Source organism: Amycolatopsis sp. NPDC051045, assembly GCF_040682955.1.
Lineage (GTDB): Bacteria > Actinomycetota > Actinomycetes > Mycobacteriales > Pseudonocardiaceae > Amycolatopsis.
On record NZ_JBFBCC010000012.1, the window covers coordinates 251,838 to 274,854 of the forward strand.

26 protein-coding genes and 1 tRNA gene are annotated in these 23,017 nt (G+C 72.4%); 8 read left to right on the forward strand and 19 right to left on the reverse strand.

Annotated features, from left to right (window positions below):
- Positions 1–55: 55 nt before the first annotated feature.
- The 14 genes from AB0M80_RS27185 to AB0M80_RS27250 form a co-directional block, all read right to left on the reverse strand.
- The gene (locus tag AB0M80_RS27185) at positions 56–1,168 is read right to left on the reverse strand and encodes an XdhC/CoxI family protein (protein WP_364570467.1); all 1,113 of its coding nucleotides are present in this window, start codon (positions 1,166–1,168) and stop codon (positions 56–58) included.
- A complete protein-coding gene (locus AB0M80_RS27190) occupies positions 1,161–2,273 on the reverse strand; it encodes a VWA domain-containing protein (RefSeq protein WP_364570470.1) in 1,113 nt (370 codons plus the stop codon). Before AB0M80_RS27190 ends, AB0M80_RS27185 begins: the two co-directional genes overlap by 8 nt.
- Positions 2,274–2,310: 37 nt before the next feature.
- Positions 2,311–2,445 (reverse strand) — tRNA-OTHER (locus AB0M80_RS27195).
- A gap of 311 nt (positions 2,446–2,756) precedes the next feature.
- Positions 2,757–4,547, reverse strand: a complete 1,791-nt coding sequence (locus tag AB0M80_RS27200; protein WP_364570472.1) for a hypothetical protein — start codon at positions 4,545–4,547, stop codon at positions 2,757–2,759.
- A 23-nt stretch (positions 4,548–4,570) separates the two neighbouring features.
- On the reverse strand, positions 4,571–5,440 hold the full coding sequence (locus AB0M80_RS27205; RefSeq protein WP_364570475.1) for a MoxR family ATPase: 870 nt from the start codon (positions 5,438–5,440) through the stop codon (positions 4,571–4,573).
- A gap of 28 nt (positions 5,441–5,468) precedes the next feature.
- On the reverse strand, positions 5,469–6,080 hold the full coding sequence (locus tag AB0M80_RS27210; RefSeq protein WP_364570478.1) for a nucleotidyltransferase family protein: 612 nt from the start codon (positions 6,078–6,080) through the stop codon (positions 5,469–5,471).
- Positions 6,081–6,117: 37 nt separating this feature from the next.
- Positions 6,118–6,951 (reverse strand): IclR family transcriptional regulator C-terminal domain-containing protein, encoded by an 834-nt coding sequence (locus AB0M80_RS27215; RefSeq protein WP_364570481.1) that lies wholly within the window; start codon positions 6,949–6,951, stop codon positions 6,118–6,120.
- A 10-nt stretch (positions 6,952–6,961) separates the two neighbouring features.
- Positions 6,962–7,363, reverse strand: a complete 402-nt coding sequence (gene pcaC, locus AB0M80_RS27220) for a 4-carboxymuconolactone decarboxylase (RefSeq protein WP_364570484.1) — start codon at positions 7,361–7,363, stop codon at positions 6,962–6,964.
- On the reverse strand, positions 7,360–8,136 hold the full coding sequence (pcaD, locus tag AB0M80_RS27225) for a 3-oxoadipate enol-lactonase (protein ID WP_364570486.1): 777 nt from the start codon (positions 8,134–8,136) through the stop codon (positions 7,360–7,362). Before pcaD ends, pcaC begins: the two co-directional genes overlap by 4 nt.
- Before the next feature lie 5 nt (positions 8,137–8,141).
- Positions 8,142–8,696, reverse strand: a complete 555-nt coding sequence (pcaG, locus tag AB0M80_RS27230; protein ID WP_364570489.1) for a protocatechuate 3,4-dioxygenase subunit alpha — start codon at positions 8,694–8,696, stop codon at positions 8,142–8,144.
- Positions 8,696–9,430, reverse strand: coding sequence for a protocatechuate 3,4-dioxygenase subunit beta (pcaH, locus tag AB0M80_RS27235; RefSeq protein WP_364570492.1), 735 nt, complete (start codon positions 9,428–9,430; stop codon positions 8,696–8,698). Before pcaH ends, pcaG begins: the two co-directional genes overlap by 1 nt.
- Before the next feature lie 157 nt (positions 9,431–9,587).
- Complete coding sequence (locus AB0M80_RS27240; RefSeq protein WP_364570494.1) at positions 9,588–10,769, reverse strand: thiolase family protein; 1,182 nt, start codon at positions 10,767–10,769, stop codon at positions 9,588–9,590.
- Complete coding sequence (locus AB0M80_RS27245; RefSeq protein WP_364570497.1) at positions 10,766–11,524, reverse strand: CoA-transferase subunit beta; 759 nt, start codon at positions 11,522–11,524, stop codon at positions 10,766–10,768. Before AB0M80_RS27245 ends, AB0M80_RS27240 begins: the two co-directional genes overlap by 4 nt.
- Complete coding sequence (locus AB0M80_RS27250) at positions 11,521–12,330, reverse strand: CoA-transferase (protein WP_364570499.1); 810 nt, start codon at positions 12,328–12,330, stop codon at positions 11,521–11,523. The genes AB0M80_RS27245 and AB0M80_RS27250 overlap by 4 nt, the downstream gene beginning before the upstream one ends.
- 170 nt (positions 12,331–12,500) lie before the next feature.
- On the opposite strand from AB0M80_RS27250, the gene AB0M80_RS27255 reads away from it, so the two are divergent.
- Genes AB0M80_RS27255 through AB0M80_RS27265 form a run of 3 tightly spaced genes read left to right on the forward strand, consistent with a single transcriptional unit; the run spans position 12,501 to position 16,690 of the window.
- Entirely contained in the window at positions 12,501–14,615 is a 2,115-nt protein-coding gene (locus AB0M80_RS27255; protein WP_364570502.1) for an alpha-galactosidase, read from the forward strand.
- Between the two features lie 9 nt (positions 14,616–14,624).
- Entirely contained in the window at positions 14,625–15,569 is a 945-nt protein-coding gene (locus AB0M80_RS27260) for a D-glycerate dehydrogenase (RefSeq protein ID WP_364570505.1), read from the forward strand.
- On the forward strand, positions 15,566–16,690 hold the full coding sequence (locus tag AB0M80_RS27265) for a glycerate kinase (RefSeq protein WP_364570508.1): 1,125 nt from the start codon (positions 15,566–15,568) through the stop codon (positions 16,688–16,690). The genes AB0M80_RS27260 and AB0M80_RS27265 overlap by 4 nt, the downstream gene beginning before the upstream one ends.
- A gap of 94 nt (positions 16,691–16,784) precedes the next feature.
- On the opposite strand, the gene AB0M80_RS27270 is transcribed toward AB0M80_RS27265, so the two are convergent.
- The gene (locus tag AB0M80_RS27270) at positions 16,785–17,078 is read right to left on the reverse strand and encodes an iron-sulfur cluster biosynthesis family protein (protein ID WP_364570511.1); all 294 of its coding nucleotides are present in this window, start codon (positions 17,076–17,078) and stop codon (positions 16,785–16,787) included.
- Positions 17,079–17,159: 81 nt separating this feature from the next.
- Positions 17,160–17,570, reverse strand: coding sequence for a hypothetical protein (locus AB0M80_RS27275; RefSeq protein WP_364570513.1), 411 nt, complete (start codon positions 17,568–17,570; stop codon positions 17,160–17,162).
- 149 nt (positions 17,571–17,719) lie between these two features.
- Between AB0M80_RS27275 and AB0M80_RS27280 the strand changes: the two genes are divergently transcribed.
- The 4 genes from AB0M80_RS27280 (at position 17,720) to shbA (ending at position 19,946) form a co-directional block, all read left to right on the forward strand.
- Positions 17,720–18,199, forward strand: coding sequence for a GtrA family protein (locus tag AB0M80_RS27280; protein WP_364570516.1), 480 nt, complete (start codon positions 17,720–17,722; stop codon positions 18,197–18,199).
- A gap of 11 nt (positions 18,200–18,210) precedes the next feature.
- Complete coding sequence (locus AB0M80_RS27285) at positions 18,211–18,564, forward strand: DUF202 domain-containing protein (protein WP_364570519.1); 354 nt, start codon at positions 18,211–18,213, stop codon at positions 18,562–18,564.
- A 172-nt stretch (positions 18,565–18,736) separates the two neighbouring features.
- Entirely contained in the window at positions 18,737–19,033 is a 297-nt protein-coding gene (locus AB0M80_RS27290; RefSeq protein WP_364570522.1) for a DUF202 domain-containing protein, read from the forward strand.
- A gap of 322 nt (positions 19,034–19,355) precedes the next feature.
- A complete protein-coding gene (shbA, locus tag AB0M80_RS27295; RefSeq protein WP_364570525.1) occupies positions 19,356–19,946 on the forward strand; it encodes an RNA polymerase sigma factor ShbA in 591 nt (196 codons plus the stop codon).
- 34 nt (positions 19,947–19,980) lie between these two features.
- Here the strand turns inward: shbA and AB0M80_RS27300 are convergent, their stop codons facing one another.
- The 3 genes from AB0M80_RS27300 to AB0M80_RS27310 are packed head-to-tail and all read right to left on the reverse strand — an operon-like array spanning position 19,981 to position 22,108.
- Positions 19,981–20,832: an amidohydrolase family protein gene (locus AB0M80_RS27300; protein WP_364570527.1), complete on the reverse strand. Its 852-nt coding sequence runs from the start codon at positions 20,830–20,832 to the stop codon at positions 19,981–19,983.
- Positions 20,829–21,791, reverse strand: a complete 963-nt coding sequence (locus tag AB0M80_RS27305; protein WP_364570530.1) for an aldo/keto reductase — start codon at positions 21,789–21,791, stop codon at positions 20,829–20,831. Before AB0M80_RS27305 ends, AB0M80_RS27300 begins: the two co-directional genes overlap by 4 nt.
- Before the next feature lie 5 nt (positions 21,792–21,796).
- Positions 21,797–22,108 carry an L-rhamnose mutarotase gene (locus AB0M80_RS27310; RefSeq protein WP_364570533.1) on the reverse strand — a complete coding sequence of 104 codons (312 nt, stop codon included), beginning with the start codon at positions 22,106–22,108 and terminating at the stop codon, positions 21,797–21,799.
- A gap of 150 nt (positions 22,109–22,258) precedes the next feature.
- On the opposite strand from AB0M80_RS27310, the gene AB0M80_RS27315 reads away from it, so the two are divergent.
- On the forward strand, positions 22,259–22,981 hold the full coding sequence (locus tag AB0M80_RS27315) for a FadR/GntR family transcriptional regulator (protein WP_364570536.1): 723 nt from the start codon (positions 22,259–22,261) through the stop codon (positions 22,979–22,981).
- Positions 22,982–23,017: the final 36 nt, after the last annotated feature.

Sequence of the window (23,017 nt, forward strand, 5' to 3'; positions counted from 1 at the left end):
CCGCGAGGCAACTCCGTAGGTGCGGAATTCCGGACGGGTGAACTTTTGTGGCCGGTCAGCCGTGGATCCGGCCGGACAGCTCCGCCAAGCGCTGTCCGCCGCCGCCCCAGCGCAGCGCGATGATCTCCGCCGCGATGGACACCGCCGTCTCCTCCGGCGTGCGCGCGCCCAGGTCGAGGCCGATCGGCGAGGACAGCCGGGCCAGCTCCGCGTCGGTGATCCCGGCTTCGCGCAGGCGGGCGAAGCGGTCGTCGTGGGTCTTGCGGGAGCCCATCGCGCCGACGTAGCCGACGTCCAGGCGCAGGGCGACTTCCAGCAGCGGCACGTCGAACTTGGGGTCGTGGGTGAGCACCGCGATCGCCGTCCGCCGGTCGATCCGGCCGGCGTCCGCCTCCGCCTTCAGGTAGCGGTGCGGCCAGTCGACGACGACCTCGTGCGCGTCCGGGAACCGGCTGGCGGTGGCGAACACCGGCCGCGCGTCGCACACCGTGACCTGGTAGCCGAGGTAGGCGCCCATGCGCGCCATCGCGGCGGCGAAGTCGATCGCGCCGAACACCAGCAGCCGGGGCGGCGGCTCGAAGGAGTTGACGAACACCGCCATCCCCTCGCCGCGGCGCTGCCCGTCCGGGCCGTAGTGCAGGGTGCCGGTGCGGCCGCTGGCCAGCAGGCCGCGCGCGTCGTCGGCCACCGCGTCGTCCATCCGCGACGACCCCAGCGAACCGGCGATGCGGTCCGGCCACACGATCATGTGCTCGCCGACCAGGCCTTCGCGCTCGTGCTCGATGATCGTGACGACCGCGACCGGCTCACCGCCGCGCACGGATTCGACGACGTCGCCGAGCTCCGGCATCGACTCGCGGTCGACCGCCTCGACGTAGATGTCGATGATCCCGCCGCAGGTCAGGCCGACCGCGAACGCGTCGTCATCGGTGACGCCGTAGCGCTGCAGCACCGGCCTGCGCTCGGCGACGACCTCCTGCGCCAGCTCGTAAACCGCGCCTTCGACGCAGCCGCCGGACACGCTGCCGGCGACGGTGCCGTCCGGGGCGACGACCATCGCGGCGCCCGGCGCGCGCGGGGCCGAGGAGAAGGTGGCGACCACGGTGCCGAGCCCGACCGTCTCACCCGCCGACCAGCGGCGGAACACGTCGTCCAGTACGTCACGCATCGGAAATCTCCCCGAGCAGTCGTTCCAAAGTGGCCAGGGTGTGCCCGGCCAGGAGCCGGTCGATGTGGGGCAGCGCGGCCACGATGCCCGACTGGACCGGAGCGTACCCCGCGCGGCCGGCGTGCGGATTCACCCAGAATACGGCGTGCGCGAGCCGGCGCAGCCGCGCGAGCTGCTCCCCGAGCAGGCCGGTGTCGCCGCGTTCCCAGCCGTCGGAGAACACCGTGACCACCGCGCGGCGCGCCACCCCGCGCCGGCCCCAGCGGTCGAGGAACGCCTGGAGCGTCTCGCCGAGCCGGGTCCCGCCGGCGAAGTCCGGCACCGCCGAGCCCGCCGCGAGCATCGCGCGTTCCGGGTCGCGCAGCCGCAATTGGCGCGACACCCGGGTCAGCCGCGTGCCGAGCGTGAACACCTCCACGGACTGGGGCGCGGACCGCGTCAGGACGTGGGCGAACCGCAGCAAGGCATCGGCGTACGGGCTCATCGAGCCGGAGACGTCGATGAGCAGCACCACCCGCCGTGGCCTGCTGCCCCGCCGGGTGTGCACGAGCTTGAGCGGTTCGCCGCCGCCGGCCAGCATCGCGCGCAGCGTGCGCGACGGGTCGAGCCGGCCGCGCCGGGACGGCGTCCGCCGTGCGGCCGCACGCTTCGGGAACGCGGGCTTCAGGGTGGCGAGCAGTTCGCGGAGGTGTTCGCGCTCGGCGGTCGTCAGCTCGGCGAGGTCGCGATGGCGCAGCACCTCCTGGGCGCTCGCGGCGACTTTCAGCCGGTCCTGGCCCTCCTCGCCTTCGGCGTCCCCGCCTTCGGCGTCGCCGAGCGGGGCGATGCGGGCCTGCTTGGGCACGGCCGACGTCGCACGCCGCGGAGTGGTGGTCTCGATCGAAAACCACTGGCTGAACGCCTCCTCGTAGCACGGGAGGTCGTCGGGACTCGAGCACAGCGTCAGCCGCCCGGCCCAGTACAGCTGCGTGGGTTCGGCGACGTCGATCTCGGCGACGGCGGCGAGGTAGGCCTGCACGCGGTGCGCGTCGCACGCGACACCGGCTTCGCGCAGCGCGGCGGCGAACCCGGCGTACCCGGCGACGGGATCGGCGGCGGTGGTCATGGTTCCATTGTGCGCTCGTTTTCGCATGTGCACTGCGTGTCCCGGCGAGGAGTCGAACCTCGGACCTCGGCGTGCTCGTCTCGCTGGGGCCCAGCCCCAGACCCCGGCCAGGGGGCAAGCCCCCTGAACCCCCCGTGCAAAGCCGCGCTCTATCCTGCTGAGCTACCGGGACGGGGGTCTGCGCACACGCCCCTCCCCGGACGGGCGCGCAGACCGCGCTCTTCGCCGCGGCCGACCCGAGGTAGCGGCGGGTGGGCGCGAAGAGCTATTCGGAAAGAAAAGGAATTCAGCGAACGGCACGGGAGATCGCGCCGCATCGATTCCGGTCTTGCCGTGGGGTCACGATCTCCTCCTCTCGGTGGTGTTGCCTGCTGTGCTGGGAAAAGAATGCCGCACCGCGCCGGGACTGGCAACGCAATTAAGAACGCCCGCCTCGCGGGTCCTTTGTGGACCAGCGAGGCGGGCGTTCCCGGGTGTTTCGGGTCAGGCGGCCTTGATGCCGGGCTGGACGTTCGCGCAGCCCCGGCGGCCCGCCGTCTTGTTCTGCTCCAGGATCGGCGGCAGCGTCTTCTGGCCGTAGGCCTCGAGTTCGGCGAGTTTCGCGCTGTCGACGAGGTCGCGCCGCACGTGGTAGCTGACCCAGTTGCGCGAGTCGACGGTGCTGTTGCCGATCGGCGGGTTGAGGAAGACCAGCGCGTAGTCCTGCTTGAACCGCGGGTCCTGGTCGAACTGCAGCGTCGTGACCCACGAGCCGACGAACGTGATCAACTCCGGCTTGGCCTTGCCGAACACGTAGTCGCGCAGGCCGGCCAGGTCGTCGCGGTGCAGGTAGTCGGCGACCGGCTTGTCGCCGAGGCCGGCCAGGTCCAGTATCCGGAGCCGGCTGCCCAGCGACGTCCCGCCGAGGTCGATCAAGCCCACCTGGGCGGTGTCGGGCAGCTTCAGGATGTCCGCGAAGCCGTTGATGGCCTGGGCGTCGCGCTCGGCCACGATGCAGAACGCGGTCTTGACGTTGGCGCGGTAGGTCGTGCCCTGGGTGTAGAGCCCGCTCACCGAGCTGACCAGGGCCACCACCAGCAGGCACGCCAGCGCGATCCGGCCGCGCAGCCGGGCCGCGGCCAGTGCCTCGACGACCACCACCGCGCCGCCGAACGCGCCGAGCGTCCAGATCGGGGTGGCAAAGCGCAGCTGCCCCATCCAGTCGTACTCGAGCACCATGTACGCGACCACGGTGAGACCGAACGGGACCAGCAGCGCGACCAGGCCGGTGCGCAGCCGCGAGGGCCGGACCAGCAGCGTGACCAGGCACGCGACGGCGACCGCGACGACCAGCCAGCCCGCGTAGGAGATGATCTCGCCGGGCCGGGCGAGGTCGTCGAGGTTCGGCGGGTCCTGCCCCTTCGCGACGGCGGTGTTGGGCACCAGCCGGCCGAACTCGAACCAGCGGAAGACGACGTAAGCGCCGTACGGCACCGCGAAGCCGGCGACGGAGACGACGACCGCGCGGACGCTGCGGCCGAGCAGGTCCCGCTTGAGGAACAGCAGGACGACGATCGGGTAGGCGCCGGCGTAGATGATCCCGTCGGGCCGGGTCAGCGCGGCGAGCACCGCGATCAGCCCGGTGCCGACGGCGACCTGGGTGTCGAGGAGCCGGCCGCCCTGCACGGCGCGCAGGATCAGCACCGCGAGCGCGGCGACGGTCAGCGCGTAGAAGGAGTTCTCCAGCCCGGAGAAGCACCAGATCACGAACGACGGGATCGCGGCGAGCGCGGCTCCCGCGATGAAGGTGACCAGGGCCGGGCGGCGGGTGAGCGTCTTCGCGCCGAAGTAGAACGAGACGAGGATGCCGGCGCAGCAGGCGAGCGCGAGCGCCTTCGGGAAGAGGATCTGGTCGTTGACGCCGAAGAGCGTCCCGTGGTCGAACAGGCCGACGAGCTTGCCGAGGGCGAGCAGCACCATCCAGGTCGGGTTGGAGTACCCCTCGACCGGCGCGGCACCGGGCTGGAGCACCGGCCCGAAGCCGTCGGCCACGTTGCGGGAGTAGGCGAACGTGATGGCCGCGTCGTCGATCAGCCAGTGGCCGTAGAAGGAGGCGTGCGCGGCGATCAGCGCGGTGCCGCCGAGCACCGCGGCCACGGCGGCGAGCTTGCCCCGCCACCCCCGGCGGGCGGTCGTCCCGGCCGGCCCCGGCCGATCCGGCTCCGCCTCCGACGGCGGTCTCGTCTCCGTCGTCTCCGCCACGCTCATCCGCAGGTCCTCCCCCGCTTCGACCACACCCGGCACCCCGACCCGGGCGGTCAGGCGAACAGGGCGTCGAGTTTCGCCCGGACCCGGTCGAGGTCTTCGCTGTATTTCAGGACGGCTCCGAGCGTTCGCGCCGCCGTTGCCGCGTCCAGCTCGTCACGCCGCAGAGTAAGCAAAGCCCTCGCCCAATCGAGTGACTCCGCTACCCCTGGTGGTTTCAGCAGGTCCATTTCACGGAGCCGATGCACCGCTTCAGCGATCTGCCGAGCCAGAACTTCACCTATTTGCGGAATCCTACGGCGCAGGATCGTGACCTCCCGAACCAGGTCCGGGTGTTCCAGCCAGTGGTAGAGGCACCGCCGCTTGAGGGCGTCGTGCACTTCGCGGGTCCGGTTCGAGGTCAGCACCACCAACGGGGGCTGCTCGGCGCGGATCTCACCGTACTCGGGGATGGTCACGGCGTGTTCGTCGAGCAGTTGCAGGAGGAAGGCTTCGAACTCGTCGTCGGCGCGGTCGATCTCGTCGATGAGCAGGACGCACGGGGCGCTGATCAGGGCCTGCAGCAGCGGCCGGGCCAGCAGGAACCGCTCGGTGTAGAGCGAGCGCTCCGCGGCCTCGACGTCGATGTGCCCGTCCCCGGCCGCCTCCAGCGCGCGCAGGTGCAGGAGCTGACGCGGGAAGTCCCACTCGTAGAGAGCTTGGGCGGCGTCGATGCCTTCGTGGCACTGGAGGCGGATGAGCGGCCGGTCCAGCGCGGCGGCCAATGCGAGGGCGAGTGACGTCTTGCCGGTACCGGGCTCGCCTTCGCAGAACAGCGGGCGGCCCATCCGCAGGGCGAGGAAGGCGGCGGTCGCGAGCCCGTCATCGGCGAGGTAACCGGTCGCGTCGAGCGCGGCGGCGAGTTCTTCGGGCGAGTCCGTCACGCTGTCGATCGTAGGCGGCGAAGAGGGCTCACGCCGGTCCCGGCAGATCGGCGGGGCGGTCGACGTCCCGGCCGCTGCCGAGGTCACCGCACTCGACGAGCTTCAGGTCCTCGCGCGTGGCGAGCCAGTCCCGGGCGCCACGGTCGCCTCGGGCGCTCCCGGCGATCTCGGCCCACCACCGCCGGCCGAGCAGCACGGGATGGCCGGGCACCCCGTCGTAGGCGGCGCGGGCGACGGTGTCGGCGGTGGCGTGGGCGGCGACGCGGGCGAGGATGCCGGAGCCGACCCACGGGAGATCGACGAGGTGAACGAGCGCGGCGACCGGTTCGCCGGTCTCCGCGAGGGCGGCCAGCCCGGCGCGCAGGGAGGCGCCCATGCCCGTCGCCCAGTCCTCGGCCGGCACGGCTTGGGCGGGATCGGGCAGGAGCGCACGCACCTCGTCGGCGGCCGCCCCGACGACGACCCGGACGGGCGCACACCCGGCGGCGGTCAGCGTCCGCAGGGCGCGCAGGACGAGTGGTTCGCCGTCGATCAGGACAAGGGCTTTCGGGCCACCGAACCGACGACCCGCCCCGGCGGCGAGCAGGAGACCGGCGACCGGCGGAGTGCCCGCGGCCCGCGAAAGCGGGGTGTCGGCCACTTGCGGCGCCGAGGCTGCCGGAGCCGGAAGAGCGCGGTCAGCCACGGGCGCGGCTCGGGGCGCTGACCGCCAGATCCGCTTCGATGGCGCGGGCCGTCTCCAGCAGTGGGGGGACCAGGTCTTTCTCGACCGACTCCGCCGTGGTGCGGCTGGCGTGCGTCGACAGGTTGACCGCCGCCGTCACCCGGCCGTCGGGGCCGCGGATCGGGGCCGCCACCGAGCGGAGGCCTTCCTCCAGCTCCTGGTCCACCATGGCCCAGCCCTGGTCGGCGACCTTGGCCAGCTCCGCGCGCAGGCGGTCGGGGGCCGTGACCGTGTGTTCCGTCAGGCGGTCCAGGCTCACCACCACGAAGTACGCCTCCAGCTCCGCCTCGCTGAGCCCGGCGAGCAGGACGTGGCCCATCGACGTCGCGTGCGCCGGGAAGCGGGTGCCCACGTTGATGCTGACCGTCATGATGCGCGAGACCGCCACCCGCGCCACGTAGACGATGTCGGTGCCCTCCAGCACCGAGACCGAGCTCGACTCGTGTACACGTGCGGACAGGTGCTCCAGGTGCGGCTGCGCCACCTCCGGCAGCGTCATGCTCGACAGGTACGAGTACCCCAGCTCCAGCACCCGGGCCGTGAGCGAGAAGTACTTGCCGTCGGTGCGGACGTAACCGAGGTCGGTCAGCGTCAGGAGGAACCGCCGCGCCGCCGCGCGGGTGAGGCCCGTTGCGCGGGCGACGTCGCTCAGGGTCAGCTCGGCCGCGCCGGCGTGGAACGCCTTGATCACGGCCAGCCCGCGCTCCAGCGACTGCACGTGGTGGGCACCACGGTGCGCCGGTTCACCGTCCAGCCGGACCTCGAACGACGGCCTCGCTGCGTCCATGCCCGGCACCCTATCCGGCGTCGGCCGGCAGGGCGCTCGGCTCACCGAGCTCGGCCAGGGTGCGCTGGGCGATGGCGAACGCCGCGTTCGCCGCCGGCGCACCGGCGTAGACCGCCGTGTGCAGCAGGACCTCGCCGATCTCCGCCGCCGTCAGGCCGTTGCGGATCGCCGCGCGGACGTGCATCGCCAGCTCGTTGTGCGCCTGCAGCGCGGTGAGCGCCGCCAGCGTCACGCAGCTGCGCGTGCGGCGGTCGAGGCCGTCGCGGGCCCACACCGAACCCCACGCGCCCTCGGTGATGTAGTCCTGGAACGGGCGGCTGAAGTCCGTGGTGCCCGCGACCGCGCGGTCGACGTGGTCGTCGCCGAGCACCTCGCGCCGCACCTTCATGCCCTGCTCGTGGCGCTCCGTCATGCTCGCTCCAAGTGGTCCAGGATCAGCCGGGTGAACTCCGCCGGCTGCTCGTAGTTGCCCAGGTGCGCGGCGTTCGCCACGACCTCCAGCCGCGCGCCGGGGATGCCCTCGGCGATCGGCCGGGCGTGCTCGTCCGGCGAGGTGGCCGGATCGTCCGCGCCCGCGATGACCAGGGTGGGTGCGCTGATCTTCGGCAGGGTGCCGAGCTGGTCCATCCGCTCGATCACCCCGCAGCAGGCCGCGTAGCCCTCGGCCGGGACCGCCGCGATCATCGCCCGGAGGAACTCGGCGCGGTCCGGGTGACGCTCGATGTACCCCGGGGTCAGCCAGCGGCTCACCCCGGCCCCGGCCACCGCCGCGGTGCCTTCGGCGCGGACCGTGCGGGCCCGTTCCGCCCACATCGACGGCGGGCCGAGCTTCGCGGACGTGCAGCAGAGCACCAGGCTCGCGATCCGGTCCGGCGCGTGGACGCCGAGCCACATCCCCGTCATGCCGCCGAGCGACAGGCCCACCAGGTGCGCCCGCGCGACGCCGAGTTCGTCGAGCAGCGCGAGGACGTCGGCGCCCAGATCACCGAGCTCGTAGGGACCCGGCGGGACCGGCGACGCGCCGTGCCCGCGCGCGTCGTACCGGACCACCCGGAAACCGCGCTCCACCAGCGGCGCGACCTGCGGTTCCCACATCCGCAGGTCGCTGCCCAGCGACCCGCCGAACACGACCACCGGCCCGTCGGCGGGTCCTGCCACGACCCGGTGCAGCCTCACGGCGCTCATGCCCGTCACACCCGGAAGAAGACGGTCTCGCCGTCCCCCTGCAGCCGCACGTCGAAGCGGTAGCCGTCCTCGGTCTTCGCCGCGATCAGCGTGCCGCGCCGCTCCTGCGGGACCGTCGCCAGCACCGGATCCGCGGAGTTGTCCTGGTCCTCGAAGTAGATCCGCGTGACGACCCGGTTGAGCAGGCCGCGCGCGAACACCGACACGTCGATGTGCCGCGCCTGCGTGCTGCCGCCCTCGCCGGGCACCACGCCCGGGAGCAGGGTGAGGATGCCGTAGGTGCCGTCGGGGTTCGTCGGGCAGCGGCCGAAGCCGCGGAACTCGCCGGTCGTCGCGCCGCGCGGGTCGTCGGGGTGGCAGAACCCGCCGGCCGGGTCGGCCTGCCAGGTCTCGATCATGGCGTCCGGGACCGGGTCGCCGTTGCCGTCGCGGACGATCCCGCGGATCCAGAAAGCGCCGGACGTGCCCTCCGGGACGACGTGCGGGCCGTCCGGCCAGGGCAGCCCGATCGACAGGTACGGGCCGACGGTCTGCGAAGGGGTGGGCAGCAGCCTGGTCATCAGTCTTCGTCCTCTTCCTCTTCGAACACCGACGCGTCGCGCCCGCGCAGCACGATGTCGAACTGGAACCCGAGCGCCCACTCGGCCTGCGTGATCTCGTGGTCGTAGCGCGAAACCATCCGCTGCCGGGCCTTCTCGTCCGGGATCGAGTTGAAGATCGGGTCCTGGGAGAACAGCGGGTCGTCCGGGAAGTACATCTGGGTGACCAGCCGCTGGGTGAACGCCGAGCCGAACACCGAGAAGTGGATGTGCGCCGGGCGCCAGGCGTTGTCGTGGTTCTTCCACGGGTACGCGCCGGGTTTGATGGTGGTGAAGGTGTACCGGCCGTCGCTGTCGGTCAGGGTGCGCCCGACCCCGTCGAAGTTCGGGTCGAGCGGGGACGGCCAGCGGTCGCCGGTGTGCCGGTAGCGGCCGCCCGCGTTCGCCTGCCAGATCTCGACGAGGGAGTCGCGCACGGGGCGGCCGTCGCCGTCGAGGAGCCGTCCGGTGACGATGATCCGCTGCCCCTGCGGTTCACCGGCGTGCCGGCGGGTGAGGTCGTTGTCGTGCTCGCCGAGGCGGCCGGGCCCGAGCAGCGGTCCGGTGACCTCGGTCAGCATCTGCGGGAGCAGGACGAGGTCCTGCTTCGGGTACCGCAGCGCCGTGGAGCGGTAGCCGCTGGAGTCGAGGGGCGGGTGGGTGCCTTCGGGGTCTTCCCCGTAGCGCGGCAGCCTGAGTTCAGCCGGTGCAGCCATAGTGCACTCCTTCCTGTCTGCGCTCCGCTTCGCGATCATCCACTGCGAAGCCGGGCCACGTGCGGGGGTTCGGGGGCTCGGCCCCCAGAAGACACGACGGGCAAGAACGGCGCGTGCTCTCCGCGGGCACACCCCTCCCCTTGCGGGATTTCTCCCGTTACCGGCCTTCGAGGACGACGGCCAGCCCTTGGCCGACGCCGATGCAGATGGCGGCCAGGCCCCAGCCTCCGCCGCGGCGGTGCAGGTCGTGCGCCAGGGTGCCGAGGATCCGGCCGCCGGACGCGCCGAGCGGGTGCCCGATGGCGATCGCGCCGCCGTGGGTGTTGACGATCTCCGGGTCCAGCTTCTGCCAGTCGCGCAGGCAGGCCAGCGACTGCGCGGCGAAGGCTTCGTTGAGCTCCACCGCGGCCAGGTCGTCCCAGCCGATGCCGGCCCGCTCCAGCGCGATCTCCGCCGCGCGCACCGGGCCGATGCCGAACACGTCCGGGTCGACCCCCGCCGCACCGCGGCCGGCGATCCGGGCGAGCGGTGCCTTGCCCAGGCGGCTCGCGGCCGTCTCGTCGCCGAGGAGGAGGGCCGAGGCGCCGTCGTTCAGCGGGGAGGCGTTGCCCGCGGTGACCGTGCCGTTCTCCTTGCGGAAGACCGGCTTGAGCTTGGCCAGCTTCTCGGGGCTGGAATCGGGCCGGATGCCCTCGTCCCGGGCCAGGTCCACGCCGTCGACCGGGACCACCAGCTCGTCGTAGAAGCCCTCGTCCCACGCCTTGGCCGCGTTGACGTGGCTGCGCGCGGCGAAGGCGTCCTGCTCGTCGCGGCCGATGCCGTAGCGCTCGGCGAGCTGCTCGGTGGACTCGCCGAGGGAGATCGTCCACTGCGCCGGCATCGCCGGGTTCACCATGCGCCAGCCGAGCGCGGTGTTGTACAGGGTCTGGTTGCCCGTCGGGAACGCCTTCTCCGGTTTCGGCATGACCAGCGGCGAGCGGGTCATCGACTCGACACCGCCCGCGACGACCAGCGAGGCGTCGCCGACCTGGATCGCCCGGCTGGCCTGCACCACCGCGTCGAGCCCGGAGCCGCAGAGGCGGTTGACCGTGCTGCCGGGGACGCTGGTGGGCCAGCCGGCGAGCAGGGCGGCCATGCGGGCGACGTTGCGGTTGTCCTCGCCCGCACCGTTGGCGTCGCCGAGGGTGACCTCGTCCACTGTGGACGGATCGAGGTCGTTCCGCCGCTGGAGCGCCTTGAGGACCCCGGCGGCGAGGTCGTCCGGGCGGACCCCGGCCAGTGCGCCGCCGTAGCGGCCGAACGGGGTTCGGATCGCGTCGAGGACGTAGACGTCGGTCATGCGCTCGCCTTCTCGAGGTCTCGCAGGAGGGTCAGCTCCTGCTCCGTGGGGGCCGGGGTGGTCTTGAGGTCGGCCGACACCTTCAGTTTCCACCCCGTCGCCGCGATCGCCTGGTCGAGGTCCACGCCGGGGTGCAGCTCCGTCAGGGTCAGCTCCGCCGTCTCCGGGTCCGGGCGCAGGAGACCCAGGTCGGTCACGACGAGGGTCGGCCCCTGGCCCGGCAGCCCCAGGCGTTCGCGGTCGCCCCGGCCCGTCCCGTGGCCGAACGACGTCACGAAGTCGACCTTCTCCACGAAGGCCCGGGGGTTCTGGCGCAGCACGACGAACACCTCGCCGCACGAGGCCGCGATCTCCGGGGCGCCACCCGCGCCCGGGAGCCGCACCTTCGGGTCGCGGTAGTCCGAGCCGATCACCGTCGTGTTGATGTTGCCGAACTTGTCCAGCTGGGCGGCGCCGAGGAAGCCCACGTCGATGCGGCCGGGCTGGAGCCAGTAGTTGAACACCTCCGGCACGCTGATCACCGCGTCCGCCGTGTCGGCCAGCTCGCCGTCGCCGATGGACAGGGGCAGGCGCGACGGCTTCGCGCCCAGGCAGCCGGATTCGTAGATCAGCGTCAGGTTCGGCGCGTGCGCGCGGCGGGCGAGGTTCGCCGCCTTGCTCGGCAGGCCGATCCCGACGAAGCAGGACATGCCGTCGCCGAGCGCCCGGGCGGCCGCGACGCTCATCATCTCGTCGGAGGAGTACTGGGCGCTCATGCCTTCACCCCGGTCAGCTCGTCGAGCCACTTCGTGAACTCTTCCCGGTCCCGGCCCACCTTGTCCCACGCCTGGTAGGCCGCGTTGTCCCGCTCGTAGTAGCCGGCCGCGTAGGACGGCTTGGCACCACCCGGGACCGCGGCCACCGCCGTGACCACCCACGCCGGGAGCACGACCGCGCCCGGACGGGGCTCCAGCTCGTCGACGATCTCCTCGACCGTCACCAACGACCGCTTCGCCGCCAGCACCGCTTCCTTCTGGACGCCGGTGATGCCCCACATCTGGACGTTGCCGGCCCGGTCGGCGCGCTGGGCGTGAACGATGGAGACGTCCGGGTTCAGCGCCGGCACCGCGGTGAGCTGTTCGCCGGTGAACGGGCAGGTGATCGGCTTGATCGTGGCGGTCTGCGCCGGGAGGTCCGTGCCCGTGTAGCCGCGCAGCACCGCGAACGGCAGGCCGGACGCGCCGGCGACGTACCGGTTCGCCATGCCGGCGTGGCTGTGTTCCTCGATTTCCAGCGGTACCGGCCACTCGTGCTGGACGGCGTCGCGGAAGCGGTGCAGGGAACCGACTCCCGGGTTGCCACCCCAGGAGAAGATCAGCTTGCGCGCGCAGCCCGCGCCGATGAGCTGGTCGTACACGATGTCGGGGGTCATCCGCACCAGCGTGAGATCCCGGCGGCGCTGCCGGATGATCTCCTGCCCGGCCGCGACCGGGATGAGGTGCGTGAAGCCCTCGAGCGCGACGGTGTCGCCGTCGTGCACCAGCCGGCCCACGGCCTCCTCCAGCGACAGCAGCTCCGCCATCACACCCTCCGCATTGTTCGCATCACGCACACTCGTTCTGCCACCGAACATAGCACGGCGACCGGCGAGCCGACCAGACGTCTTCCACCCAATGGATGACGCGCCGTGAATGCCACCTTGCGGGACGTCAAGGCCGTGAAGGTGGCATTCACGGCTCTACGCTGGCGGCCATGTCGCTCGTCGAACACGACCCCGCGCACCGGCTCTGGCTGCTGCGCACCCCCGAGAGCTCGTACGCCTTCCGGCTCGACGCCGACGACCGGCCGCGGCACGTCCACTGGGGTCCGCCCCTGACGCTCGCCCAGGCCACGCAGGTCGCCGCGCGCCGCAACCCGGCCGGCAGCAGCTTCGACGAGCCGGGGGACGAGCGGCAGGAACTGCCGGCCGAAGGCGGTGCCTACTTCGGCGTCGCGGCGCTGGCCGTGCGGTACGAGGACGGGACGTCGGCGCTCGAGTGGCGTTACGACGGCTTCGCGCTCGAAGACGACACGCTCGTCGTCCGCCTCGCCGACCGGCACTACCCCCTCGAACTCGCGCTGCACTACCGCGTCCGCGGTGACGTCGTCGAGCGCCGGACGTCGCTGCGCAACACCGGCGAAGCCCCGATTTCCCTGCTGCGCACGGATTCCGCGTCTTGGACACTCCCCCGGCGCGACGGCGCCCGGCTCACCCGGACGTCCGGTGCGTGGAGCGCCGAGTACGGCGTGCTGCGCGAACCGCTGCCGGTCGGCGAAACCACGCTCACCAGCCGCCGCGGCGTATCCAGCCACCAGGTCGACCCCTGGGTGATGCTCGACGCGGGCGACGCGACCGAGACCTCCGGCGAGGTGTGGTCGACGGCGCTGGCGTGGAGCGGCAGCTGGCGGATCACGGTGGAGCGCACGCACACCGGCCGTGTCACGTGGACCGGCGGGTTCGGGCACGAGCACGTCGGCTGGCGGCTGCTGCCCGGCGAAACCTGGGAGACACCGGTGTTCGCCGGGCTCTACACGGCCGGCGGCTTCGGCGGCACCAGCCGCCGGTGGCACGCCTACGTCCGCGAGTTCGTCCAGCCGCACCCCGGAGAGCTGCGCCCGATCGTCTACAACTCCTGGGAAGCGACCGGCTGGGACGTCGACGAGCAGACCGAAACGGAGCTGGCCGCGGCCGCGGCGAAACTCGGGACCGAGCTGTTCGTCATGGACGACGGCTGGTTCGGCGCCCGCGCCGGCGACACCGCCGGGCTCGGCGACTGGACCGCCAACGAACAGCGCTTCCCGGCCGGGCTGCGGCCCCTGGCCGACGCGGTCCACGCGCACGGGATGCAGTTCGGGCTGTGGGTCGAGCCGGAGATGGTCAACCCGGACAGCGACCTCTACCGCGCGCACCCGGACTGGGTGCTGCACATGGCCAACCGCTCCCGAACCACGCTGCGGAACCAGCTCGTGCTGAACTTCGCGCGCCCGGACGTCGCGGACTGGGCGCACGAGTGGCTCGACCGCCTGGTCGGCGAGCACGGCGTCGACTACCTCAAGTGGGACATGAACCGCGCGTTCACCGAGGCCGGGTGGCCGGCGGCCGGCGAGGACGCCGGCCGGCTCTGGGTCGAGCACGTCCGCGCGGTGCACCGGATCCTGGACCGGCTGCGCGCCGATCACCCCGGGCTGCGGATCCAGGGGTGCGCGGGCGGCGGCGGGCGCACCGACCTCGGGATCCTCGCGCGCACCGACGAAATCTGGGCGTCGGACAACACCGACGCCGCCGACCGGATCACCATCCAGCACGGTTACGGCCAGCTTTACCCCGCCGGCACGATGTCGGCGTGGGTCACCGACAGCCCGAACCCGGCAACGGGCCGCGAGGCGCCGCTGAGCTTCCGGTTCCACGTCGCGATGGCGGGCGTGCTCGGCCTGGGCGGCGACCTGCCGCGGTGGAGCGCCGCCGAACTCGACGAAGCGGCGTCGCTCGTCGCGCTGTACAAGGAGATCCGGCCGGTGGTGCAGCACGGCGAGCTGTACCGGCTGGCGGATCCGGCCACCTCGGCGCTGACGGCGGTCCAGTACGTGCTGGGTGACGAAGTGGTCGTGTTCTTCTGGCGGCGGCCCACGGAGTTCGGGCGGCCGTTCACCCCGCCGCGGCTCGCGGGGCTCGAGCCTTCCGCGCGGTACCGCGACCAGGACGGTGCCGTGCACGACGGCGCGGTGCTGCTGAGCCACGGCCTCGGTGTCGAGTTCCCGGGGAGCGGCTACGCGAGCGCGGTGGTGCGGCTGACGCGCGTGGGCCGAAATGCCGGAGGGGTGGCTTAGGCTGTGGGGGTGCCCAAGATCACGGTGACCCGATGGATTCCCGACGACGCGGTGAAGCTGCTGGCCGAGGCGGGCGACGTGGTCGTGTCGCCCGCCGACCGCCCGTTGACCGCCGAGGAACTGCACGGGTTCGTGGCCGGCGCGGACGCCGTGGTCGGCATGCTGCACGACCGGCTCGACGGCGCGCTGGCCGACGCCGCGGGCCCGGGGCTGAAGGTGGTCGCGAACGTCGCCGTCGGGTACGACAACGTCGACGTGCCGGCGCTGGCCGAGCGTGGCGTCGTGGTCACCAACACCCCGGGCGTGCTCACCGACGCCACCGCCGATCTCGCCTTCGGCCTGCTGCTCGCCGTCACGCGGCGGCTCGGCGAGGGCGAACGGCTGCTGCGCTCGCGCACACCGTGGTCGTTCCACCTCGGCTTCCTGCTCGGCTCGGGTCTCCAGGGCAAGACGCTGGGCATCGTGGGGTTCGGGCAGATCGGCCGGGCGATGGCAAAACGCGCTTCGGCGTTCGGGATGTCGATCGTCTACACCGGACGGTCGAAACAGGACACCGCCGCGGAATTCGTTGCGTTCGAGGACCTTCTGGCGCGCGCGGACGTCGTTTCCCTGCACTGCCCGCTGACGCCCGAGACGCGGCACCTCATCGACGCCGCCGCGTTGCGCGCCATGAAGCCCGGCGCGTACCTGGTGAACACGACCCGCGGCCCGGTCGTCGACGAAGCCGCGCTGGCCGATGCGCTGGAGGCCGGGGAGATCGCCGGCGCCGCGCTCGACGTGTTCGAGAAGGAGCCGGAGGTCGAACCGCGGCTGCTCGGCCGGGACGACGTCGTGCTCAGCCCGCACCTGGGATCGGCGACGGTCGAGACCCGCACCGCGATGGCCGTGCTGGCCGCCCGCAACGTCGCGGCGGTCCTCGCCGGGCGTCCCCCGCTGACGGAGGTGAAGCCGTGACCCGGGTCGTCGTCGCGCCCGACAAGTTCAAGGGCAGTCTCACGGCGGTCGAAGCCGCGGAGGCGATCGCACTCGGCGTGCGAGACGCCTTGCCGGACGCCGAAATCCTCTCCTGCCCGGTCGCCGACGGCGGCGAAGGCACCCTCGACGTGCTGGAGGCCGCCGGCGCCCGGATCGTGCGGCTGACGGTTCGCGGGCCGCTCGAGGAACCGGTCAAGGCGCGGTACGCCGTGCTGGACGGCACCGCGTACGTCGAATCGGCGCGCGCGTGCGGCATCGAATTCGTCGAGCCGAGCCCCGCGACGGCACTGGCCGCGCACACCTGGGGCGTCGGCGAACTCCTGGCGGATGCGCTGGTGCACGGCGCGAAGCGGCTGGTGCTCACGGTCGGCGGCACGGCCAGCACCGACGGCGGCGCCGGGATGCTGAGCGCGCTGGGTGCCGGCGTGCTCGACGCGTTCGGCGCACCGGTCGGCCTGGGCGGCGGAACCCTGGCGCGGGTGGCGTCGACCGAGCTGAACCCGGTGCGCGAACGGCTGGGCGGCGTGCCCGTGGCGGTCGCGACCGACGTGACGAACCCGTTGCTGGGCCCGTCGGGCGCCGCGGCCGTGTTCGGGCCGCAGAAGGGCGCGGGGCCGGCGGAAGTGGCGGCGCTCGACGAAGCACTGGGGCGGTGGGCGCACGCGCTGCAGGTGGGCGGTGCCCCGGACGTCACGAGGGTGCCGGGCGCGGGGGCCGGCGGCGGCGTGGCGGCCGGCGCGATCGCCGGGCTGGGCGCGACGGTCGAGTCCGGGTTCGACCTCATCGCCGGGCTGACCGGGGTCGACGACGCCTTGGCCGGCGCCGACCTCGTGATCACCGGCGAGGGCTCGTTGGACGAACAGAGCTTGCACGGCAAGGCCCCCGCCGGGATCGCGGACCGGGCCCGGCCGCGCGGGGTGCCGCTGATGGTGCTCGCCGGGCGGATCCAGCTCGACGAAGCCGGGCTGGCCCGGCTCGGCGTCATCGGGAGCAGTGCGTTGATCGACCACGCGCCGTCGCTCGACCACGCCCGGCTCCACGCGGCGGAACTCCTGCGGGTCCGCGCCGCGGTGCTGGTCAGCCGCTGGCGGTCCCGCTGACGAACTCGGCGCTCACGTCGCCCGGGTCCGAGAGAGCGGTCCCGCGAGCGAACGGACCTTCCGCACCCGACGGCGAAAGGCCCGTCCGCCGCGGTCAGCTGGTGTGCTGGGGCAGCACGGCGAACGCCACGCCGCCGGCTTCGTCCTCCTGGACGTCGAGCACCTTGTCGTCGAGCAGCGCCGCCGCCTGGGGTTCGAGGAACACCTTCGGGCCCTCTTCCGCACCCAGCACGCTGTCGCCTTCCGCCGGTTCGGGGGCCACCGACAGCGCCAGCTGGGCACTTTCGCCGTCGGCGTCCTGGACCGCCAGGCGGAGCCCGGCGTCACCCTCCCCCTGGCTGGTCAGCGCGGTGATCGCCTCGGCGGCGGCTTCGGTCACGGTCAGCATTTTCGGCCTTCCCTTCGTCGCGGTCCGATGCACTGAGGCCCCACGCTAGGGGCGTCCGAACGGACCTGCAGTCTGAGCGGATCAGCTCTGCCGGGCGGCGCGAATGGCGTCGGCCACCGATTCGCCCACGTAGTCCGGCGCGGCGGTCACGCCCGGGCTGGAGTGCCGGCGCGGCACGGTCTCCGCCGGAGCCACCTGCTCGAAGTCCGGTGGCGCGTCCTCGATCGTCTCGTCGAGCTCCGCCGCCGGCGTCGCCGCGAGCGGGCGCTCCGGGACCGGCTCCGGCTCCGCGTCGGGCACTTCTTCGGCCAGGCGCTGGTCCATCGGCTCGCCTTCGCGGATCTCCCGGGGCGTGGTGCCGTAGCGGTTCGCGGCACTCCAGTGCTCGGGTGGCTCGACGCCCTCTTCGAGCGGATCCACGCGCAGCTCGTCCTCGTCCAGCGCCTCGCTGGGGCTCAGGCTTTGCGGTTCGGCCGAGTCACGGTCACTCACTGGCTGTCTCCTGGCGCGTCGGGGAGTGTCGTCGCCGGTGACCTACCCCGGCCGGTGGGGCACCGAAACCCCGCGGTGTCACGGGGATCACAATTCTTCAACCGGTTTAACACATTCACAAGTTTGTGAATGGTAGGTAGTTTGGGATCATGGCCACCACCAGGTGCGCACCGGAGCACCGGCTGCTCACCACCGACCCGGACCGCCACCACGAGCTCGGTACGCACGCGGCGTGGTACGTCGTGGCCGGCGTGGTGACGACCGGCCTGCAGGCCGTTCTGTTCCTGCTGCTGCGCGACGAGCTCGGCTCCCAAGTCGCGAACCTGGTCGCGATCGCCCTCACCACGGTCGGGAACACCGAGTTCCACCGCCGCGTCACCTTCGCCGGCCGGGGCAGCAACGCCGGGAAACGGCACCTGCAGGACCTGCTCACGTTCGCCTTCTACGCCGGGTACGGCTCGGCCGTGCTGGCCGTCCTCGACGCCGTCGTCGAGCGGCCGACGTCGTGGGAAGAAACCGGGACACTGCTGCTGGCCAGCCTGGTCGGCGGGTTCGTGCGGTTCGCCGTGCTGCGCTGGTGGGTTTTCGGGCACCACACCGAACCGGCCGGGGTCGCGCACACCGGCTAGCGTCTGCGGACGTGGCGTCGGACGACATCAAGCCCCACGCGGGCGGCACCGAACCGGACTACCGCTTCACGCTGGCCAACGAACGCACCTTCCTCGCCTGGATCCGCACAGCCCTCGGCCTGCTCGCGGGCGGCGTGGCGGTGCACCAGCTGGTGCCGTCGCCGCCCGCGGCGAGCGCGGTGCTCGCCGGGCTGTGCGTCGCGCTGGCCGCGATCCTCGCCGCGACCGCGTACCCGCGCTGGCGGCGGGTGCAGGTCGCGATGCGGGCCGGGGAACCGCTGCCGCGGAGCTGGATGATCGTGGTGCTGACCGGCGGGCTGCTGCTGCTCATCGTCACCGCCGCCGTACTCCTGGCGCTCTCGTGAACAACACCGGCGGACAACGGACGGTGACGGCCGGAAAACCCGCCTCGACCACCGGCTATCCGCTTCACGACGGCCGGCCGGGACTGGGCGGGCGACGTCCCGGCTCGCGACTACCGCTGTTTCGCGATTATCGCGACGTCAAAAGTACCGTCATGGTGGAGAGGATTTCGCGGTGACCATCCCGGCCGGCGCCCAAGCGGAACGCACCGGGCTCGCCTGGCGGCGCACCGCCCTCGCGTCCGCCGCCTGCACAGTACTTCTCCTGCACGCCGCCGGACAGCGCCATTGGGGTCTCACCCTGGTCCCCGTTCTGCTCGCCGCCGGGACATCCGCCCTGCTCGCGGCCATCGGGATGCACCGCGAACGGGCCTTGCGCGCCGCCGAACCGGGCCCACCGAGCCGGGCCCTGCCCGCCATCGCCTCGCTGGCCGTGACGGTGACCGCCACTTCCGTGGCCGTCTTCCACTGACGAGTGAACTCGGCACATCCTGAAACCGATTAATCGCAATGTGCGGGGTCGGGTCGCGGGAACATCACGGTCGCTCCTGCTAACGGGGTATTGGTCGTTGAAATCTGGACTGACCCACCCGGAGGTGCTTACGATTACCCTGCGTCGCACGGAGCGCAGATGAGCCCGGGTCTACCGGAGCATCTGCGATGGATCAGTGACGGAGAGTTGAACCCCCGGCAGCGACGGTCGAGGGTCGGCCGGGGAGACGACCATGACAGCACCGCCGAGTACCACCGAAGAATCCGCTTCCACGCTTCACGATTATCGGAATCTCGAGGCATTGCCCCGCCCGGGCGGGCGGCTCACCAAGGAAGACCTCGACCCCGTCGTCAAGGACGCGGGCGCGGGCAACCCCGCCGCCATCCACTCCCTGCTCCGGATGATCGAGCCGGTGGTGGTCCGCTACTGCCGGGCCCGGATGGGCGGACGTGACCTCTCCTACCTGTCGGCCGACGACGTCGCCCAGGAAGTCTGCCTCGCCGTACTCAAGGCCCTGCCCGACTACCAGGACCGCGGCGGCTCCTTCCTCTACCTGGTCCACGCGATCGCCGCGAACAAGGTCGCCGACGCCTACCGCGCTGTCGCCCGCGACCGCTCCGAGCCCGTCCCCGAGCTCCCGGAACGTCCGCTGACCAGCGGCAACGAACCCGAGAGCCACGCGCTGCACCTCGACCTCGGCGCGCGCCTCGGCCGGCTGCTCGCCTCCCTGCCGCGCGTGCAGCAGGAAATCCTGACCCTGCGCATCGCGGTCGGCTTCTCGGCGACCGAAACCGCCGAAGCGCTCGGGATTTCGCCGGGCAACGTCCGCGTGACGCAGCACCGGGCCCTGACCCGGCTGCGCGGCATGATCGGCGGCGACGAAGAGTTCTGATCGACCCCTTTCCCGGCGGGCGGGGAAACCTCTTTCACCCCCTGGAGGAGGTGGCCCCGCCCGCATCCAACCGGTAGGTCGCGCGCGCGTTGTGCTCGAAGACCGCCAGGCGCTCCGCGTCCGACAGCGAGCCCGTCAGGGCGATCGCCGCGTCGAGGACCAGCTCGTAGGACGCCGCCAGTTCGCAGACCGGCCAGTCCGAGCCGAACAGCAGCCGCTCCGGGCCGAACACCTCGAGCACGTGGTCGACGTACCGGCGCAGGTGCCCGACCTCCCACCCCGGCCAGTCCGCCTCCGTGACCAGCCCGGACAGCTTGCACACCACGTTGTCGCGCGCCGCCAGCGCGGCCACGCCGGACGCCCACGGCTCCCACTCCCCCGCCGCGATCGGGGGCTTCGCCGCGTGGTCCAGGACCAGGCGCAGCTCCGGCAGCCGCAACGCCACTTCGGCCGCCGCGGGCAGCTGGGAGGGGCGGACCAGCAGGTCGAACGCCAAGCCCGCCGCCGCCACCGTGCTCAGCCCGGCCACCACCGCGGGACGCAGCAGCCAGTCGTCGTCCGGCTCGTTCTCCACCTGGTGCCGGATCCCGACCAGCGGGCCGGTCAGGGAAGCCAGCCGGTCGGCGACGTCCGGGGCCGTCAGGTCGGCCCAGCCGACCACGCCCGCGATCACCGGCTCCGCCGCCGCCGTGGCGAGGAACTCCGCCGTCTCCTCTTCCGAGGACACCGTCTGGACCAGGATCGTCGCGTGCACCCCCGCCGCCTTCGTCACCGCACGCAGGTCGTCGACCGTGTACGGGCGGCGGATCGGGTCCAGGGCCGCCCCCGCCATCCACGGGTATTCGCGCCGCGAGGGGTCCCACAGGTGGTGGTGCGCGTCGATCATGAGGCTCCCTCGGCGATGACGACGTCGGCGCGCAGCAATCCCGCGCCGGCCAGCTCGGTCCACAGTTCCGGCGGCACGACGGCCCGCGCCCGCCGCGCGTTGACGCCGACCTGCTCCGGATCATGCGCGCCGACGACCACCGACGCCACCGCGGGGTGCGCCATCGGCAGCGCCAGCGCCGCTTCCGGCAGCTCGACGCCGTGCCGCGCGCAGATCGCCGCGATCCGGCCGGCCCGCTCGACCAGCTCCGGCGGCGCCTCGGCGTAGTCGTAGACGCGGCCCGGCTCGGCCGTCGCCAGGATGCCGCCGTTGAACGCGCCGCCGACCACCACCCGGACGTCGCGCGCGACGCACAGCGGGAACAGCTCGTCCAACGCCGGCTGGTCGAGCAGCGTGTAGCGGCCGGCCACCAGCACGACGTCCAGGTCGGTGCGGCGGACGAACTCGGCCAGCATCGGCGCCTGGTTCATCCCGGCGCCGAACGCGCCGATCACGCCCTGCTCCCGGAGCTCCCGCAGCGCCGGGAACGCTCCGCGCAGGGCGTCTTCGAAGTGGTCGTCGGGGTCGTGGACGTACACGATGTCGACGCGGTCGAGGCCCAGCCTGGTCAAGCTTTCCTCGAGCGACCGCAGGACGCCGTCCCGGCTGAAGTCCCATCGGCGCTTGTACGCGGCCGGGACGGCGAAGCCCTGGTCGTCCCGGGCGCCGGCGCCGTCCGGATTCGGCTCCAGCACGCGGCCGACCTTCGTCGAGAGCACGTACTCCTCGCGCGGGAACTCCCGCAGGGCCGCGCCGAGCCGGGTCTCCGACAGGCCGAGGCCGTAGTGGGGTGCGGTGTCGAAGTAGCGGATGCCCTCGTCCCAGGCCCGCCGGACGGTCGCGGCCGCGGTCTCGTCGGTGATCGCGTGGTACAGGTTGCCCAGCTGCGCGCAGCCGAGCCCCAGCGGGGAGAGCTCCATCGCCGTCACTCCTCCACCGGCAGTTCCCAGACCAGCCCGAGGCCGGTGTCGCCGCCGGAGTAGTCGTCTTCGACGGCCAGCAGCTCGGCCATCCGGGCCTGCCACGGCACGTTGGCGGGGTGGTCCCGCAACGCCGCCCGCATCGCTGGGTAGTCGTCGACTTCGAGGACGTGGAACAGGTCGAGACCGTTACGCCAGATCCGCCAGGAGTGGACGCCGGCTTCGCGGAGCGCCGTGTCCAGCTCGGGCGGGATGACCGCGTGGACACGCTCGTACTCGGCCTCTTTACCCGGCTTCAGCCGGGTATGGAGCGCCACTCTTTTGGAGACCACTCTTTTGGAGACCACTCTTTTGGAGACACTGTGTGGTGCGGCACCGTGGGTCATGACCACTCCTTCGCCGGGACATGGCACGCTGGGGAGTACCACCGAAACATCCGAGGTCTGTTGCAGGGAAGGGCGGACACGATGCCCGTCACCGATGTCGCGATCGACAAGATCAAGGACATGATCATCTCCGGCGAGCTGGCGCCGGGCGACCGGCTGCCCAAGGAAGCCGAGCTGGCCCAGCGGCTCGGGCTTTCGCGCAGCTCGCTGCGGGAGGCCGTGAAGGCGTTGTGCCTGATCCGCGTGCTCGACGTCCGCCAGGGCGACGGCACGTACGTCACCAGCCTCGAACCCCACCTGCTGCTCGACGCCATGACGTTCGTGGTCGACTTCCACCGCGACGACACCGTCCTCGACTTCCTGGCCGTGCGCCGGATCCTGGAGCCCGCCGCGACCGGGCTGGCCGCGTTGCACATGAGCGACGAGGACATCGCGGAGCTGGGCGCGCTGCTCGGGGAACTGGAGGACTCCCCGACCGTCGAGGCGCTGGTCGCCAACGACCTGCAGTTCCACCGCAAGATCGCCGACGGCTCCGGCAACCCCGTGCTCTGTTCGCTGCTCGACAGCCTCTCCGGGCCGACCGCCCGCGCCCGGATCTGGCGCGGCCTCACCCAGGAGGGCGCGGTCGCGAAGACCCGCGAACAGCACACGGCGATCTACGAGGCCATCGCCGCGCGCGAGCCGGAACTGGCGCGCTCGTGGGCGACCGTGCACGTCGCGGGCGTGGAGCAGTGGCTGCGCAACGCCCTCGGCACCGCGGACGACCCGACCACGACCGACGAACCCGCCGCGGAAGCCTCGTAGCACCCCGCCCACCTCCTCGCAGTGGTCCGTGAACGT